This window comes from Terriglobus albidus, from assembly GCF_008000815.1.
GTDB lineage: Bacteria > Acidobacteriota > Terriglobia > Terriglobales > Acidobacteriaceae > Terriglobus > Terriglobus albidus_A.
This window is the reverse complement of sequence record NZ_CP042806.1, coordinates 692,686-709,074: the sequence shown is the minus strand read 5'-3', so window position 1 is coordinate 709,074 and position 16,389 is coordinate 692,686. Positions and strand designations below refer to the sequence as shown.

General features: G+C 57.8%; 16 protein-coding genes. 3 read left to right on the top strand and 13 right to left on the bottom strand.

What is annotated here, in order from left to right:
• Positions 1-126 precede the first annotated feature (126 nt).
• The 5 genes from FTW19_RS02945 to FTW19_RS02925 all read right to left on the bottom strand — a co-directional run bounded on the left by FTW19_RS02945 (position 127) and on the right by FTW19_RS02925 (position 5,993).
• Positions 127-921 carry a LytR/AlgR family response regulator transcription factor gene (locus FTW19_RS02945; RefSeq protein WP_147646253.1) on the bottom strand — a complete coding sequence of 265 codons (795 nt, stop codon included), beginning with the start codon at positions 919-921 and terminating at the stop codon, positions 127-129.
• Positions 918-2,063 (bottom strand): sensor histidine kinase, encoded by a 1,146-nt coding sequence (locus tag FTW19_RS02940; protein ID WP_147646252.1) that lies wholly within the window; start codon positions 2,061-2,063, stop codon positions 918-920. The genes FTW19_RS02945 and FTW19_RS02940 overlap by 4 nt, the downstream gene beginning before the upstream one ends.
• Before the next feature lie 46 nt (positions 2,064-2,109).
• Positions 2,110-4,869, bottom strand: coding sequence for a TonB-dependent receptor (locus FTW19_RS02935; protein ID WP_147646251.1), 2,760 nt, complete (start codon positions 4,867-4,869; stop codon positions 2,110-2,112).
• Between the two features lie 130 nt (positions 4,870-4,999).
• A complete protein-coding gene (locus FTW19_RS02930) occupies positions 5,000-5,686 on the bottom strand; it encodes a hypothetical protein (RefSeq protein WP_147646250.1) in 687 nt (228 codons plus the stop codon).
• Positions 5,687-5,693: 7 nt separating this feature from the next.
• Positions 5,694-5,993 carry a PadR family transcriptional regulator gene (locus tag FTW19_RS02925; RefSeq protein ID WP_147646249.1) on the bottom strand — a complete coding sequence of 100 codons (300 nt, stop codon included), beginning with the start codon at positions 5,991-5,993 and terminating at the stop codon, positions 5,694-5,696.
• A 103-nt stretch (positions 5,994-6,096) separates the two neighbouring features.
• Between FTW19_RS02925 and FTW19_RS02920 the strand changes: the two genes are divergently transcribed.
• Positions 6,097-7,581, top strand: coding sequence for a serine hydrolase (locus FTW19_RS02920; protein WP_147646248.1), 1,485 nt, complete (start codon positions 6,097-6,099; stop codon positions 7,579-7,581).
• A gap of 361 nt (positions 7,582-7,942) precedes the next feature.
• Here the strand turns inward: FTW19_RS02920 and FTW19_RS02915 are convergent, their stop codons facing one another.
• The 8 genes from FTW19_RS02915 to FTW19_RS02880 all read right to left on the bottom strand — a co-directional run bounded on the left by FTW19_RS02915 (position 7,943) and on the right by FTW19_RS02880 (position 13,496).
• Positions 7,943-8,194: a helix-turn-helix domain-containing protein gene (locus FTW19_RS02915; RefSeq protein ID WP_147646247.1), complete on the bottom strand. Its 252-nt coding sequence runs from the start codon at positions 8,192-8,194 to the stop codon at positions 7,943-7,945.
• Between the two features lie 22 nt (positions 8,195-8,216).
• Entirely contained in the window at positions 8,217-8,657 is a 441-nt protein-coding gene (locus tag FTW19_RS02910; protein ID WP_187143221.1) for a DUF2975 domain-containing protein, read from the bottom strand.
• A gap of 654 nt (positions 8,658-9,311) precedes the next feature.
• Positions 9,312-9,701, bottom strand: coding sequence for a DoxX family protein (locus FTW19_RS02905; protein ID WP_147646245.1), 390 nt, complete (start codon positions 9,699-9,701; stop codon positions 9,312-9,314).
• Between the two features lie 81 nt (positions 9,702-9,782).
• Positions 9,783-10,628 (bottom strand): acetyl-CoA carboxylase, carboxyltransferase subunit beta, encoded by an 846-nt coding sequence (gene accD / locus FTW19_RS02900; RefSeq protein ID WP_147646244.1) that lies wholly within the window; start codon positions 10,626-10,628, stop codon positions 9,783-9,785.
• 25 nt (positions 10,629-10,653) lie between these two features.
• Positions 10,654-11,406 carry a hypothetical protein gene (locus FTW19_RS02895; protein ID WP_147646243.1) on the bottom strand — a complete coding sequence of 251 codons (753 nt, stop codon included), beginning with the start codon at positions 11,404-11,406 and terminating at the stop codon, positions 10,654-10,656.
• A complete protein-coding gene (locus FTW19_RS02890) occupies positions 11,403-11,744 on the bottom strand; it encodes a PadR family transcriptional regulator (RefSeq protein WP_147646242.1) in 342 nt (113 codons plus the stop codon). Before FTW19_RS02890 ends, FTW19_RS02895 begins: the two co-directional genes overlap by 4 nt.
• A gap of 46 nt (positions 11,745-11,790) precedes the next feature.
• Positions 11,791-12,471 (bottom strand): hydrogenase maturation nickel metallochaperone HypA, encoded by a 681-nt coding sequence (locus tag FTW19_RS02885; RefSeq protein WP_147646241.1) that lies wholly within the window; start codon positions 12,469-12,471, stop codon positions 11,791-11,793.
• Between the two features lie 47 nt (positions 12,472-12,518).
• Positions 12,519-13,496, bottom strand: coding sequence for a cytochrome D1 domain-containing protein (locus tag FTW19_RS02880; RefSeq protein WP_147646240.1), 978 nt, complete (start codon positions 13,494-13,496; stop codon positions 12,519-12,521).
• Positions 13,497-13,685: 189 nt separating this feature from the next.
• On the opposite strand from FTW19_RS02880, the gene FTW19_RS02875 reads away from it, so the two are divergent.
• Positions 13,686-15,695, top strand: coding sequence for a M13 family metallopeptidase (locus FTW19_RS02875; protein WP_147646239.1), 2,010 nt, complete (start codon positions 13,686-13,688; stop codon positions 15,693-15,695).
• A 21-nt stretch (positions 15,696-15,716) separates the two neighbouring features.
• A complete protein-coding gene (gene nadD / locus FTW19_RS02870; protein WP_147646238.1) occupies positions 15,717-16,316 on the top strand; it encodes a nicotinate (nicotinamide) nucleotide adenylyltransferase in 600 nt (199 codons plus the stop codon).
• Positions 16,317-16,389 lie beyond the last annotated feature (73 nt).

Here is a 16,389-nt window from a genome sequence, read left to right as displayed (position 1 = left end):
TTCTGCGGGAAGAGGAGACGGGTGACAGCAGCAGAACGAGGAGCGCTAGCTTCCCCACGGAAGCCTCCGGTGCGAGGCGGATATACGAAGATTTACGTAGATATCGAGGAATGGATTCGTATATTACTAGCTCCGTCCAGAAGCGAGCAGCGCCTTCCATCCCACGCTACTCATAGGGAGACGACGTCCACCCGAGAGGACAACCGTCCCATCTCCTCTACCTTCGCGAAAGACCTCTCGTACACAGGCGAGGTTCACGATCGCGGAGCGGTGGATTCTCACGAAGCGTGAAGGATCGAGAGCAGCGGCAAGATCTTTCATGCTTTCGCGGAGAAGGAATTCTTTCTGCCCGGAGTGGATGCGGACATAGTAGTCGGCTGCTTCAATCCATTCGATCGTTTCAACATCGATGAAGGTCGTCTTCGCGCCGTCAGGCACAAGCAGCCGTTTCGTATACGACACCGTCTGCGACGAAGGACCAAGCGATGCGAGCATGGAACGAAGCGTCTCTTCAAGATCGCCCCGGTAGCTGACGGAGGGGTGCTCCCCTGTTCGTTCCCTGACCCTCTGTTTGACGTGCTCGATGGTGGAGGCGAGGCGCTCCTGCTCGATCGGTTTTGTCAGGTAATCCAGAGCGTGAACTTCAAAGGCTCGGATGGCGTAATGGTTGTGTGCCGTAACGAAGACCGTTACCGGCATCTTTCGAAAACCGATCTTCTCGATCAGGTCGAATCCATTTTCGCCGGGCATCTGGATATCGAGAAAGACCACATCGACCGTCTGGGAGCTGAGAAACGCATAGGCTTCGCGGCTGTTTCTGCACTCACCGCTGATCTCAATCTCGGGGTCGCCGGAGAGCAGCCGGTTCATGCGGGTGCGGGCAAGCGCCTCGTCGTCGACGATCAATGCACGGAGGCTCATATCGCTGCCACCTCAAAGGGAATGGCAATGCTTACAAGGAATCCACCGGCCGCTGCCTGTTCTGTCTGGAAGGAGTATTTATCCGGATAGAAATGAGCAAGACGGCTCGCGGTATTCCTGAGACCGATGCCGTGACCTGAAGCCGTCTGCGTACTCAGGCCGGGACCGTTGTCATGAATACGGAGCAACAAGGTACCATTGCGATTTTCAACGGAGGTCTGAATGACGCCACCATCCTCGAGCTTACCGATGCCATGGCGTATGGCGTTCTCGATCAATGGCTGCAACAGAAAACTTGGCACCAGGGCATTGAGTGCTGACGGATCAATGCGGAACTGGAGTTGAAGACGATCAGAGAATCGGACCTGCTCGATAGCAAGGTAGTTCTCGACATTCTCAAGCTCCTGCGCGAGCGGGACCTTCTGTGGGGCAGAGCGTGTAAGCGTCGTCTTCAGAATGATATTGAGATGCTTTAACATCGCCGACGCTTTCTGCTGTTGGCCGAGCTCCACCAGGGTAGTGATGGCGTTAAGTGTATTGAAGAGGAAGTGCGGCTCGACCTGCATCTGCAGCGCATGAAGCTGCGCTGCAGAGAGCTCCTTCTGCAGCTCGAGCGAGCGCATTGAGTTTCGTTGCGCCAGCAACTGCAGCTTGGCGACGGCAGCGACGCCAAAGATGAATCCGTAGACCAGCATCTCTAAACCCCAGCGGTTCAGATACAGATAACGCATCCATGTCAGATGGATGGCTGCCTGGACCGATGGCGTAAGAAAGAGGAAATCCATCCAGGCCATGAGCAACAGGTGGAGAACGCCGAGAAGGGAAGCGATGGCTGCATGAACCGCGAGAACCGCGGGACGTAGTTGAAGGAGTTGCGGTCTCGATTGCGCCACGCGCCACAGCCCCAGAGCGGTGGCTCCCCACCAGCCCGCCAGGACGAAACCATAGCGAAGCGAGGGGATGGAGGTGATGGAGTGACACTCCGAAGCAGTGATAAGCGTAATGCCGAGCGTGATCGGCACGACGATATGCCATGCCCTGATGTCGAATGCGGCAGCTCCAGCCGGCGGAGAGGTGGACGAATGGAGCTGATCGAGCGCGGGAGGGACAGCAGCTTCGAGATTGCTCATGAAGAGACCCATGGGTCACCTCCGTTGAGAATGTCTGTCTTCATTGTACGAATACCTCTCAAAAAGAGAATCGCGCGCCGGCTTCGAGCCGCCTGGCGGATTCCGCCTGGTAAGGCTTATCCAGGGACGGCGAGGAGACGACAGTCCCAACCCCGTTTATATTGACGTGGTTCAAAACATTAGCGGCGCGAAGATTGAAGGTGATGGTTCGCGCGTGCTCCTTGTCTTTTGGATTGAGCGTAAAGGCGCGGCTGAGGTTCATGTCGAGATGGACCGTAGGCGGCATTGTGCCGACGTTCCGGGGCACGTTGCCGTTGGTCGTATCGGCCGTCATCAGGCCATACCGCGTGTGATAAACGGATCCGGACATCCCCGGAGAAGCATAGGAAGGACGATCGTTCACGATACCGTCGCCATTTGCATCGGTTCCGGTCGTGATGGTATATGCCGCGCCGGAGTGAGCATCGAGCTCCGTTGCTAACTCGACCCTGCGAGGAAGGATGAGGCTGCCAATCAACGAAACTCCGTTGAGTCTCAGCCAGTCGGCACGAGCAGATTCCCCTTGTTCGCTGTAGGAGGATTGCGGAGTGACGATGCCATCCCCACCATTCGCTTTAAAGTTCGCATGCCGGTAGTACACACGCAGGTTGAAGCGTTTGTAGCTCTGTTGCTCAACAGAGAAGGAGACAAGATTGCCGGCGAGATGCCCCGAGCTCTCATAGCGCAGAATGTTTTCATTGCCGCCATACGGGCGCGGAGCGCGGAGTGCCGCGATTGGATCAGCGGGTGCGCCAATGGCTGTGCTGACGATGGGGGCATTAGTATTTCGCATACGGATCGCATTCCAGTCGGCTCCCCAATAGAAGGCCGAGCGTGCCAGCCAATGGTGAGCGAAGGTGTGCTCAACGGTGAAGTATCCGGTAAAGGTCGTCGTCTGCGAGAGCGCCGGCGCAAACTCCCGCCGGGTAGAGACGGCAATGGAAGCTGAGTTCGGGTTGAGCGGCGCACTGTAACCGGGCGAGTAGACCACGACCTGCTGCTGACGCCTGCCGTTGAGCCTGAAACCATCCGCAATCGTGTCCGCGTCGATGAAGTTCGAAAAGATACCCGCACGAGCGTGAATCACCCAGGTGGATTTCTTATCCGGTGACCAGCCGATGCCGAGCCGAGGCTCGAAGTTGGCAAGGCTATCTGGTGAGGTCTGAAACTGATAGCGGAACCCTCCTGACAGAGTTAGCCGCTGAGTGACCTGGAAGTTCTCTTCGAGATACAGCGCGTTTTGCCATTGTGTGAAGTTCACCTCGGGATTTCCGCTGGTCTGTTGATAGGTAGTGGGATTCCCGCCAGGTAACCCGAGCAAGGTGCGGCGGTATTGATCCATGCCGTCAATGGTGACGGTTTGTCCCGTAGTCGCATTCTGAGGGTCCAGCGCCGGCGCGCTCCCTCCACCAAAGAGAAACGCTCCATTGAAAGTGTCGGGAGTATGGTTGTGAATCACGATGCCCAGGCTCTGGGTGCCCAGCTTGAGTGTGTTCCTGCCCTTCGTGAACATTGCATCGTGATCGAGCTCCAGGGTGTATCGACGGCTGTCAGTGGCCTGGCTTGTGGCGCCGCCGCTGGTGAAGTATCCCGCCACCTGTAGCGAAGGGGTTGTCGCATTTGGTGTGTTCTGGCTTCTCCGGGATGACAGTCCAACCCTGGTCTGGTGAAGTTGGCCTGCGCCGTGCGTAAGCTCATTCGCAAGGCGAAGCTCGTATTGAGTTGCCATGGTGGAGTATCCGGCTTCTGGAAGAACCAGGGCACTGACTCCCTGGTTACCGAGACTGTTCACATTCGCAGCAAAGGAGCCGGTGAGCGTGTCAGATTGGCCAAGCTGCCAGCCGCTGCGCAGCGAGGCCACCCATAAGCGCTGTGGCGTGGGAACGGTCTGGCGGAACGGGCTTATCTTGAAGTCGCTCGCCAGAACCTGCGCATTCACGACTTTGAACTCATCGATATCGCGCTTTTCAAGGGCGGCGGAGAAGTCTCCGCGACCAGGAAGAATAGGCCCGCTGAGCTCAAAACCATAGCGGCGTTTACTTGCCGGAGTCGACGAGGGTGCAAATGCGGTAGTCGCATTCCAGCTTCCATTACTACCGGTAAAGAATGCGGCTCCGTGTATCGCCGCAGCACCAGGCTTCGTCTTGATCTCGATAAGACCTCCACCGTAAGGCGGCCAACGATACTCGGCGGAAAAGAGATCGGGGTTGACACGAATCGATGCGATCGAACCTTTTGGGGGCAGCGTGGTGGCGTTCTGAAATCCATCGACGGTGATGCGCGCAGTGCTGGGATCACCGCCATTCTGCGACGCGAGCATCTGCAATTGGCGCAGCAGATCGTCTGGATCATCCGCAAGTTGCTGCACAGCTCGCTCGTCCAATGTGACGGTGCCTGGCCCTCGCCCTGGGTCGAGAGCGACGGTGTTGTCGTCGGCGCTGACCTGCACCTGAGACTCCACTGAAGCAATCGAGAGTTGGATATCGAGGTGAAGTTGCTGCGAGTTTGCTGTCTGAGTGAGAGTCTGCGGAGCGAAGCCATCCGCGCGTGCCTGCAGAGTAAAAGAACGAGAAAGGCACGGCAGCAGGTAGTGTCCAGTCTGATCACTCGTTGCCACCGCGCCCGTAGAGGCCTGTATGGTTGCACCCGGAACCATGGCTCCGCTGGGATCGGTTACCAGGCCGTCAACGCGAACACCGCGGGTGCATGGCTGCTGCCCTAAGGAGGTGACCGCTGTGGACATGACGGCCAGGATGACGAGTATCCGAAATAGGTGCATTCTCCGCTTACCCTCTGGGGCAAGGTTCGCGGAGTGTTGTCAACATCTCCAGCAATTTGCAGGGAGGATCGCAATTGATGCAGGCAGAACGAGGATCCGTCAGAGAACGGCATCTGCCAATTCACCGCATTCAGGCGGACACATCATCCCCGGTCAAGCGTTCGATCTGTTGCAGATGCCTGCTGTCGTTCCGATACTTCCACGCAATGATCCAGAGGTTTACCGTCCAGAAGAGGCCCAGAATTAACTTCCCGATTACCCCAACCATCAGCGAGTAGCCGAGGCCAACTGATAGGAAACCAACAAAATAGAACCAGAAACTTACATTGCAGAAGCGTTCGAGTTCTTTCTTGTAGAACTGAACCATGCCTGCGGTATCGTCCCGGTCGGGGACGGACGACGGTTTGCGATGGAGGACTCCATGAGTCAAAAGAATGATGAGACCGGGAAGCGCAACGCAGTTTGCAGACCAATACCTGGTGTGCTCTGTAAGAAGCTGAATGAGGCATGAAAGCAGCGGACCTACCCACACGAGCCAGTCCTTATTATTGGCCAACCAGACATCATTCACACGATAGCGTTTTTGCGAGGCAAACTTCTGTGCCGCAATCTCAAGATCGGCAGAGGAGAGAATGGCACGCGGCCTGCGATCGAGGAGCACCGGGAGGCTGCTGACGGCCCATCTGAGAGCGCGCCAGTCGCTTTCGATGAAGTCAAGCTCGCGACCGAGGCCCTCCGCCCACTCTTTCCATCCTGGAGAGGCATGCTGGACAACATAACCGGCGATGTTGCGTGCAACTCTGCGAAGGATCGTCATCGGCTGTTTACACCTCAAAGGCTGGTTTGACGAGAGACCGGGAAACACCAGGTTCCACCTGTGAAGCCGCGTAGCGGATACCGCTGCGGGTGAGTTTGTACATGTGTCGCGGTGGTTTGCCGTCCTCTCCTTGCGCCCAGCTTGTCTGCAATAATCCATGGTCGGCGAGCCGCATAAGGATGGGATAGAGCGTCCCTGACTTCAGCCCTGTGTTGCGGCTGATATCGTAGCCATACCTCCACTCCTCTCTGGAAGTAAGAAACTCGGCAAGAACCATGGTGGTTTGCGGTGAGCTGCGCAGCTTCATGCCCTTAACTCTACATATGTAGAGTTAAGCAGGCAAGCGACTATTTGGAGAATGATTCATACCGTACGGAACCAAACTACGAAATGATACGTAGGAAGTACCCATGAAGCTTTCTCGCGTCGTCACTCTTTGCCTGCTTGCTGTTTGCTCTGTTTTGCTGCCTGGTCAGGTCTCCGGGCCTGCATTCGATGTTTCTACCGTCGATGCTGACGTTGCGCACGCAATGAGCGCGTTTCATGCGCCGGGGGTGGCCGTCGGCATTCTTGTCGATGGCAAGGTTGTGCTGGTGAAGGGTTATGGCGTTCGCCGCGCAGGCTCGCCGCAGCCAGTCGACGCCGACACGCTCTTCGATATCGGGTCGATCACGAAGTCGTTTACCGGAATGGCCGTAGCGGAGATGGTCGATGACGGCAAGCTCGACTTCGATACACCGGTCACGCAGTACCTGCCAGGTTTTCGGCTCTACGATCCCATTGCGACACAGCTGATTACGCCGCGCGATCTGCTGGGACATCGGTCTGGACTTTCGCGGCATGACTTCATCCGCTACAGCACCCATCTCACTCCCGACGAGTTTATCCAGCGTCTGCGCTATCTGGAACCGAATCACACCTTCCGCGAAACCTTCCAGTACAACAATCTGATGTATGTGGTGGCCGGCTATCTCGCCGGCCATGCGAATGGCACAAGCTGGGAGCAGCTCTTTCATGACCGCATCTTTGTGCCGCTGGACATGACGCACTCGAATTCCTCTGCGCGCGAGATACAGCAGAGCCCTGACTTCGCCACGCCACACGAAGTTACAAACGATACGGCTGCGCCCATCCCGTTTTACGACTATCAATCCTTCGGCATCGGCCCGAACGGAGCAGTGAACTCGTCGGTGAACGACATGTTGAAATACCTTGCCTTTCATATGGGAGACGGCACAGCGAACGGGAAGGTGGTGCTTTCACCAAAGCAGTTCACGCAAATTCACCGCGCTATCTCTGCTGACGGTGATCTCAGCTACGCGATGGGTTGGATCATCGAGCACCGCGCGGGATATCGCCTGCTTTTACACGACGGCTCGATCAATGGATTCACCGCGATGGTAGCTCTGATTCCGGAGAAGCATACGGCCATCGTGGTACTGAACAACGCTGAGACGGCCTTACCGAAAGCAGTAGCGGAGAACTTTCTGAGCCGTTATCTCAATCTTCCGTTTCACGACCGGATTGATGCGATCAAGCAGAACATCGATACCGCGAGGAAGAAAAGCGCAGAAGCTGATGCGGCATTCGAAGCAGGACGTCTGCCTCATGCGCCCACATCGCTGCCGCTTTCTGCATATGCGGGAGAGTGGTTTCATCCGGCGTTTGGCAAGGTGTCTATGACGGTAGAGGGAGACGTTCTCGATCTTCACTTCGACGCTCTGACACTGCACTTCCGCCATTACAACTACGACACCTTCGTGGCGAGCGATCCATTTACGGGCCGGCTGACAGCAAGCTTCCATCTCGATGCTCAAGGTAAGGTGACGGAGCTTTCGATTCCTTTGGAACGGACAGTGAAGCCGTTTGTGTTTACGCGGCCGAGGAAGAGTTAAAAAGTTGGGGCGTTAAGGCGGGGACTCGTTGAATAGGGTTGCCCCGGGATGGATTGGGGAAGTACCTCGCCAGGACGCATCGAGATAGCCAGAGCATGGCTACGACTGGCGGGAGCAGCGGGCTTCAGCCCGCTGATAAAGGCTCAAAAATAAATGGGCTTTAGCCCTGGGTTCTCCTTCGCCCGCGAGGAAAGGCCCAGGGCTAAAGCCCATTTTCTTGTTGGGGCAAAGAGACCGTGGGCTAAAGCCCACGGCTCCCACCGGTTCGAGCTTCGCTCGAATGGTTCACCCCAGATATTCCATCCTTTGCGATGCAATGAACGGGCATCCAGAGTAAAGCGTCCGAATTCATCGATAACTGCTAAAGCTCAGCGAGTTCTTCTTCTTCCTCAGAAGTGGAACTCGCGGGTGACTTTTCAAACGCGAGCAGATCTCCAGGCTGGCATTCGAGAACCTCACACAGCAGTTCCAGCGTGCTGAACCGGATCGCTTTTGCGCGGCCGGTTTTCAGGACCGAGAGGTTCTGTGGCGTGATGCCCACTCGTTCGGCGAGAGTGTTCAGCTTCATCTTCCGGCGGGCAAGCATCACATCGACATTGACAACAATTGGCACTGCAAACGCTCCTTCGGCCAGATCAGATGGTCAGTTCGTTTTCTTCGCGCATCGCCGCAGCCATCTCCATCAGCCACGAGATCACGATGACCGTCACGCCAATGGCGATTGAGTCCATGCGGAAGTAGAAGGAATGAGGAAGGCGCCGCTCGGTTAAGACCACTGCAGCGGCAATCCATATAAGATTGGCCGCGGCCCACAGAAGAGCGGTTATACCCAATTGCCGGATCTCCCCAGCGGATGCAACGGTAAAGATCTTGCCTTCCGTATAGTTCCGAAATAACCGTTCCAGGTGATACAGCCCTTTGATAGGAACAGCGATCGCAAGCACCGCAACCACAGCCATAAGGATGCGTTGATATCCACTCAACGTGCTCAACGGGATCGAGATATCGAATGCACGGACGATTCCACCCCTTCCAATGCAGATGCCGGCGATACAGGCGAGCAACAGCAGGAACATGACAAGCAACGCTCCCTGGCAAATCCGCCTGAAAACCTGGCTGAACGACCGAATCCTTTGCAGCTTTCTCTCGAGTTCGGAATCCATGAACGATACCTCCGTAGATCTACCAGCACCACGAAAGAAACAGTAAGACGCTAGAGCGTCTTTGTCAATATTTATTTATCGAATAACGATAAATAAATAGCGTTTATCGCTACCAAGAGCCCGCAAGGCGCCCCTCTCTTTGAATGGCAGCTGCCAAAATCAATCGGCTCGATCATTTTTTCTGAGAATGAACTCGTGTCTGCCTCTGGCCGTCGGCATGTGTGTTTGTGGTCGCTCGTAAGTACAACCCTACGAGTCAGTTCCGCAATCTCATGAATCGCATTTTCCTGCCTCGAAAGAGGGAAAGAGGAAGGAAGAGCCCATAAAGAAGTTCCAAGGTGTGTCCTGGGACGCGGATGAGGGGACTCATTCGCGTCATTTTTTCTTTGGACTGCGCTGACTTGGAGGATGTCTCCTGGGGACATGGGGACCCGGGCATGGGCTATCTCTATATGTCGATATCTCTAGATGTTGCTGGGCATTCCGAGAGGAGCGTGCAGCGGCGTTTTCATTGCGGAAAACGCCCATACATGCACAAACCCTGCATTACACCTACAGAAAAATGCTCTAGCGGTTGAGGGGAAAGACCGCGCGGACGCGAGGCTCTTTCAGGTAGAGGCCAATCCAGAGTATGGCGCCGAAGAGAACAGGCATGTACCAGATTGCCTGTTCCGCCCGCAGGTGGGTGAGGGCAGCTGCACCGAGGTAGGCCGTGAGCAGGATCACGCCCAACACTTCGGTGACCGGAATCAGCGCCAGCAGGCCGCCGAGCAGAGCCACAGTGCCCATGTAGGGAAGGATGCTCATGGGATAGCCGAACTGCTTGAGGCCGTCGATCACCATCTGAGCGTGGCGGAGCGTGTTGATGCCGCCCGAGAGGATAAAGAGTGAGGGAATCCAGATGAGGATGCGCCCAGTCCACAGCGCGGCCTTCGAGGTGCCTGCGGTTTCAGCCATGAGGCAAGGTCTCCTTTAGAGGGTTCATCCCAGGAGGTATGGGACGGCCCGGCAAGGATACGAAATCTTGTCTCTATTGGGCTAGGCCGGCTGCATGAAACTGAGAGCGCGGACGAGGTAGTCCTTCAGCTCGCGGCGCGGAACAATGGCATCGAGGAAGCCGTGCTCCAGCAGGAACTCCGCGCGCTGGAAGCCTTCGGGTAGCTTCTGGCGGATGGTCTGCTCGATGACGCGGGGACCGGCAAAACCGATCAGGGCTCCGGGCTCGGAGATATTGAGGTCGCCCAGCATGGCAAAGCTGGCCGTGACGCCACCGGTGGTAGGGTCGGTCATCAGCGAGATGAACGGGATCTTCTCGGCGTCGAGACGCGTAAGAGCCGTGGAGACCTTGGCAAGCTGCATCAGGGAGGCGATGCCTTCCATCATGCGGGCTCCGCCGGAGGCCGAGATGATGATCAGCGGGGTCTTGGTTTCGTAGGCGCGATCCACAGCGCGGGCGATGGTTTCGCCGACGACGGAGCCCATGGAGCCACCGATGAAGCCATATTCCATCACCGAAAGAACGACACGATGCGGCCCCATCTGGCCGACGGCATTGATGATGGCGTCGTTCAGGTTGGTCTTGCGGCGGGCTGCCTGCAGGCGGCCGCTGTAGCTCTTAAGATCGGTGAAATTCAGCGGGTCGGTGGAGCGCAGATCCAGGTCGACCAGCTGATAGCCAGGCTCAAGCAGCAGATCGATACGCGAACGGGCATCGAGGCGGAAGTGCTTGCCGCATTTGGGGCAGACCTGCAGGTTGGCTTCGAGATCAGCCTTCCAGATGATCTGCCGGCAACCCTCACACTTGATCCAAAGACCTTCCGTGCGGACTGTCTTCTCTGTGTCGTCGTTGATGATCTCGTTATCTTCGCGCTTAAACCAGGACATCCTGTTCGTAACCGCCTCGGCTATTTTACCGGAGCGGAGCGTACGGTGCAGGACGGCGGAGGAAGAGGCCTCCTGCGGCGCAAAGAATGAGGCCCCAGGCGATGGCAAAAGAGAGGCGCAGCGCGCTTTCCCGGCGTTCAAAGGGAAGCAGGCTCTGGCCCGCGACGACATAGTTACCGTCGGGAAGCGGACGAACGGTGAGCGCAAGGCGCAGACGATTCTCCGGCTGCCAGGTGATGACCGTACGCCCGGTCTGCCGGATACGAGGGAAGATCACGCTGGGCAGATGCGGAAAGGCTCCATGCAGCGTGGCGCTGGCAGCGATGGGTTCGCCGGCAGGGTTGTAGATGGCGGCAAAGGTATGGTCAGAACGCAGCCAATCGACATCGCTGATCTCTTCTCGCGGCTGCAGGATATGCTCATTCGCGCCTTGTCCGAGCCTGGCAGCGATGCTTGCCACTGCCTGTCGGGGCCTGACATCGGCCTGGCGGCGCACGATCTGCTGCGCTGTAACCGCCATCACCAAGAGGACCAGGGTGACGGCTCCAGAGAGCAGGATGGCGTACAGCGGCCGCAAAGGTGTCGTTATCCGCTCCCAGAGTCCGGAACCCAGGCTGTCCCGTAGATGGACCAGAAGCAGCCGGCCGTGTCCCGATTGCCGCTCGTCATAGGCCTGGCGCGCGGCGTCGAGAAGCTGCTCGCGATACCGTTCTCGGAATGCCTTTGGATATAGGTACAGGGATAAAGCGTAGATGCGGAGGAGACGATCGAGCTTCATGCCTTCACCTCGATGGGGCGTATGCCTTTGTCCTGAGCCATGGCGACCGCTCGCTGCAGCCGTGCCGTCTCTGCTGTAAGCACACGCCTGCCGAGCGGGGTAACGCGATAGTAGCGCCGGCGCTCATCTTCAGAGAGGCCCGTCTCCACGACAAGGCCAGCGGTCAGCAGGCGGTCGAGCGTTCCGTAGAGCGTTCCCGGCCCCATGGAGACGTGCTCGCGCGCCTCCTGCATGATGGCGTAGCCGTGCTTTTCACCATCGGCAAGGGCGAGAAGGATGGCGAAGACTGCCGGCGTTAGCGGAAGATGATCCTCGGGCGAAGTCCTGGCGGTGCTCATGGAAGCACTCTACATCAGGAACAGATATATCCGCAACAGATATATGTTAGCCAGCGACGCGGCGACGGCTCTTACGGGCCATGCCGGAGATGGCGCCGACCAGCGCAAGGAAGGCCGTGATGAAGACGGCGCGCATAGCGAACTCCGAAAGCATCTGCCCGGCATGGCCTTCGGGAGAACGCAGCAGGGAGAAGACGAGCTGCTGTTGCTGGGCGTCAATGCCCACACTCTTGTAAAACTCACCCAGCCTGTTCAGCATGTCGGCGAAAGCAGCGTCCATGGCTGCTCCGCGATGCAGGACATAACGTTGGATGACCATCAGCAGCGCGGTCGAAAAGGTGGTGAGGAACGAGACGGCGAGACCGGTCACCGTTCCGAGACGCGCGCCGATACCGCCATCCATGGGACGGTTGGGCGCCGGCTTGAGGTAGAACCAGAGCGTCGTGGTGGATGCCGTGAGGATCCAGAGAAAGCGAGCGATAGAGAGCACCGGCACCAGCACGGCCAGCGCAGACAGTACCGCGGCTGCGGCGGCAACCACCAGCGACGAGAGCAGGGCCCGGTGCCAGTCGATGCGCGAGACTCGCTGCAACGGCGGCAGATTGCCGGCGGCTGCTTCATCCTCCATCTGCTCCGCGGTGACATAGAGCTGCGCCGCTCCGCAGTGAGGGCAGAACGCGGAGTCCGCGGGGAACGACTGATGGCACCGATGGCAGATTGCTTCCATGCTGCTAAAAGGCTAGCAGACGAACGCCAGGCCTGCCTGCGTAACCGTTATTTCGCGGAGACCAGCACCATGCCGTCCGCGCCCTTACCGGAGAAGATGCTCTTTACCTGCTCCTGTTTGGCAACGTCCAGCTCATCAATGGTCCCGGAGTGCAGGCTGGAGACAAAGGCGCGCGTTCCGTCTTTGGTGATCACGACTGCCTGCGGATATTCGCCCACCGGAATCACCTTCGTGACCTTCATCGTCGCCAGGTCCAGAAAAGCGACTTTATTGGCATGTACGAGGCAAAGGATCAGGGTCTTACCGTCGGGCGTAATGGCGCCGCCGTAGCCGGAAGCCGGCAGCGCGACATAGTTCTTCACCTTATTGGTGGCGGTATCGATAACAGCGAGACGCGGCTCAACCTGGTCTGAGGTGAAGACGTACTTGCCATCGTTCGTGATGGTGATGCGCTGTGTGTTCTTCGAGATCGGAATGATGGTGACGAGCTTCTTCGCATCCAGATCGAGAACGGAGACGGTACCGGGGCCGACGTTCGCGGTGTAGGCGTGGTGGCCATCGGGAGAAAGCACCAGCATGTGCGATTCGGCCTGTCCTGTCGGGATGGAATAAAGCACCTTATAGGTCTTGGGATCGATGGCGGTGATGCTCTGATCGATCTCGGTGGTCACCCACAGGACGTTGCGGTGCGTGTCATAGACAGGCTTGTGCGGACGTACACCGTGACCGAAATTGATGGTGTGGATGATCTTGTGGCTGGCTACATCGACGACCTGGATCTCCGCGCCGTCGGTTCCGGGTTTGCCGACACCGGCACTGCCGTACATGGGAACGAAGGCGATTTTGCCGTCGGGCGTAGTGGTGATCTCGTGCCCGGTGACACCGTTCTCGGGAATCGTGTCGATGACCTTGCCGGCCACCGTATCGATATAGGTCAGGCTCCTGTCCGTCTGATTGGTGACCAGGAGGGTGGACTGGGCCAGGGCAGAGGTAGCGAAGAGTGTGGCGGCAAGTGCGATTTTCATGGCAGGCAAGGATAGCAGGAAAGCTGAAGCGTTTGCCGCTAGAGCTTTTTTCCTGTAGGTGGAGCGCGGGCTCCAGCATCTATGGGCGTTTTCCGCAATGAAAACGCCACAGCACTCCTCTTCCGGGATACCCAGCAACAGGGAAAATGCCGGTAGAACCGGTATAGTGGGGCCATTGAGGACTTTGCCATGAAGTGGTTTGCCGCAGCCGCACTGGGATGCACCCTGCTGCCATTTTCCACCGTCGCCGCCCAGCAGGGCGCGCGCGTTCAGGACATCGATACGTCGCTCTCAGCCTGTGACGACTTCGACAACTATGCCAACGGGCAATGGCGAAAGCAGAATCCGATGCCGGCAATCCAGACCTCCTGGGCATTGCGCACGGTAACCCAGGAGGAGACGACGGCGAAGCTGCGCGGCCTGCTGGATGAGGCTTCCTCAAAGAAGCAGGCGGCCGGCAGCACCGAACAACTGGTCGGCGACTTCTATGGGGCTTGCATGGATGAGGCCGCAGTGAATGCAGCGGGTCTGAAGCCGCTACAGGCGACACTGGCGCGCGTCGATGCTATCAAGGATGCTCGCGGCGTACAGACAACAATCGTCGATCTGATGAAGGTCGGCGTTCGGGCTCCGCTCGATATCAGTTCATCGCAGGATGCGCATGCTCCGCTGGATACCATCGCCGAGATCTCGATCCGCGGCCTCGGCCTGCCCGACCGGGATTACTATCTGCGCAATGAGCCCCGCTACAAGGAGATTCGCGAGAAGTACACCGCGCATGTGGAAGCGATGTTCAAACTTGCAGGCTATAGCGAGGTTCAGGCAAAAGAAGCAACCGATGCCGTGCTTAAGATCGAGACAAAGCTAGCCGAGGCGCGGCTGTCGCGCGTAGAGCTGCGCGAGCCGAAGAACACCGACCATCCGATGCAATTCAGCGAGCTAACGAAACAGTATCCGGGCTTCGACTGGGCGGCTACCTACAAGGCCCTGAATATTCCTCAGGGCAAGCTGAATCTCAGCCAGCCGAAGTTAACCACCGCCTTCCTCACAGAGCTGAAACAGACGCCGGTTGGCGAGTGGAAGGCTTATCTGCGCTGGATGGTGCTGCACGCGGATGCGGCCTACCTGCCAACGACATTTGTTGATGAGAACTTCCGCTTCTTCGGAACAGTGATGACCGGCGTGAAGGAGCAGCGGCCGCGGTGGCAGCGCTGCTCGCGCCTGGTGGATTCCCAACTCGGTGAAGCGCTGGGTAAGAAGTATGTCGAGGTGTACTTCTCGCCCGAAGCGAAAGCTCGTGCGCGCGAGATGGCAGTCAATATCGCCGAGCAGTTGAAGCTGAGTATCACCAATAACGATTGGATGACGCAGGCGACCAAGGCCAAGGCTCTGGAAAAGGTAGCTGCACTGAATATCAAGGTCGGATATCCCGACAAATGGAAGGACTACTCCAGCGTGAAGGTCACGCGCGGCGACTTTCTGTCGGACGTCATGTCGACGCAGTCCTTCGAGATACGCGACGACCTGGGGCGGATCGGCAAGCCGCTGGACCGCGGCCGCTGGGATATGACTCCGCCCACGATGAACGCCTATTACAACCCGCAAATGAACGAGGTTGTTGTACCGGCGGGATACCTGCAGCCACCAGGCTTCAATCCGAAGGGCATCGACGCCATCAACTACGGTGCAATTGGAGTAACGATTGGCCACGAGATCAGCCACGGCGTCGACGATGAGGGTGCGCAGTTCGCCGCCGATGGATCGTTGACGATGTGGTGGACACCGGAGGACTTTGAAAAGTTCAAGACCAAGACAGCATGCACGACGCAGCAGTACGACAACTACTTCATTGAGCCGGGCATTCATCACAACGGAAAGCTGGTGACAGGCGAGGCCTTAGGTGACTTGGGCGGCGTAAACCTCGCGCTCCGGGCGTACGAGAAATCGCGGGAGGGGAAGGGACCGGAAGCTACCGTCGACGGCCTTACCCCGGAACAGCAGTTCTTCCTCGCAGAGGCGCAGTGGCGCGGAGCGCTGGTGCGGCCCGAGGCGGCACGCAGCCAGGTTCAGGTGGACCCACATCCGCTGGGCAAATGGCGTGTGCTGGGTCCGTTATCGAACATGCCGGAGTTCGAGAAGGCATGGGGGTGCAAGAAAGGGGACCCGATGGTGCGCGCAGAGACCTGCAAGGTCTGGTAGACCTAAGACAGGGACATATTCATGCGAAGTATCGGTATCTTTGGTGGAACCTTTGACCCTCCCCATTCGGGCCATATTGATGTAGCAAGAGCAGCGGCCGACAACTTTGGTCTTTCCGAGATCTGGTGGATCCCCGTGGGGCGCCAGCCGTTGAAGCCCACACCTCCCCAGGCGTTTTATTCCCAGCGGTTGGCGATGGTGCGCATGGTATGCGAGGCGGACTACCGCTTCGTCGCCAGCGGGGCCGACGCTCCGCGTGGCGATGGACAACCGAATTTCACCATCGACCTGCTGCAGACGCTGCGCGGGGAAAATCCCGGTTGCAGCTGGTGGAATATCGTTGGCGCAGACAGCTTTCTCGATCTTCGCCGATGGAAACAGCCCGAGCAGCTTCTGAACTTTGCCCAATGGATCGTCGTTTCGCGCCCGGGCTTCGATCTTTCGCGAATTAACGATCTGGGACTGACATCGGCGCAGTCTTCACGCGTGCATCTGTTGACCGATATTGAGGAACCCATCTCGGCGACGGATCTGCGCGATGCGTTGAAACGCGGTGAAAAGCCGGGAGCGGTGCCTCCGCCGGTACTTCGCTACATCGAAGAGCATGGGCTGTACCGGTAGAGCATTTTTCCTGTAGGTGTCGTCCGGGGCCTGTGTAACGGGCGTTTTCCTCAATGAAAACGCCGCTGCACCC

Coding starts and splice junctions, on each gene's coding strand:
- FTW19_RS02945 (WP_147646253.1), bottom strand. CDS start 921: ATGAGCCTCCGTGCATTGATCGTCGACGACGAGGCGCTTGCCCGCACC.
- FTW19_RS02940 (WP_147646252.1), bottom strand. CDS start 2,063: ATGGGTCTCTTCATGAGCAATCTCGAAGCTGCTGTCCCTCCCGCGCTC.
- FTW19_RS02935 (WP_147646251.1), bottom strand. CDS start 4,869: ATGCACCTATTTCGGATACTCGTCATCCTGGCCGTCATGTCCACAGCG.
- FTW19_RS02930 (WP_147646250.1), bottom strand. CDS start 5,686: ATGACGATCCTTCGCAGAGTTGCACGCAACATCGCCGGTTATGTTGTC.
- FTW19_RS02925 (WP_147646249.1), bottom strand. CDS start 5,993: ATGAAGCTGCGCAGCTCACCGCAAACCACCATGGTTCTTGCCGAGTTT.
- FTW19_RS02920 (WP_147646248.1), top strand. CDS start 6,097: ATGAAGCTTTCTCGCGTCGTCACTCTTTGCCTGCTTGCTGTTTGCTCT.
- FTW19_RS02910 (WP_187143221.1), bottom strand. CDS start 8,657: ATGTTCCTGCTGTTGCTCGCCTGTATCGCCGGCATCTGCATTGGAAGG.
- FTW19_RS02905 (WP_147646245.1), bottom strand. CDS start 9,701: ATGGCTGAAACCGCAGGCACCTCGAAGGCCGCGCTGTGGACTGGGCGC.
- accD (WP_147646244.1), bottom strand. CDS start 10,628: ATGTCCTGGTTTAAGCGCGAAGATAACGAGATCATCAACGACGACACA.
- FTW19_RS02895 (WP_147646243.1), bottom strand. CDS start 11,406: ATGAAGCTCGATCGTCTCCTCCGCATCTACGCTTTATCCCTGTACCTA.
- FTW19_RS02890 (WP_147646242.1), bottom strand. CDS start 11,744: ATGAGCACCGCCAGGACTTCGCCCGAGGATCATCTTCCGCTAACGCCG.
- FTW19_RS02885 (WP_147646241.1), bottom strand. CDS start 12,471: ATGGAAGCAATCTGCCATCGGTGCCATCAGTCGTTCCCCGCGGACTCC.
- FTW19_RS02880 (WP_147646240.1), bottom strand. CDS start 13,496: ATGAAAATCGCACTTGCCGCCACACTCTTCGCTACCTCTGCCCTGGCC.
- FTW19_RS02875 (WP_147646239.1), top strand. CDS start 13,686: ATGAAGTGGTTTGCCGCAGCCGCACTGGGATGCACCCTGCTGCCATTT.
- nadD (WP_147646238.1), top strand. CDS start 15,717: ATGCGAAGTATCGGTATCTTTGGTGGAACCTTTGACCCTCCCCATTCG.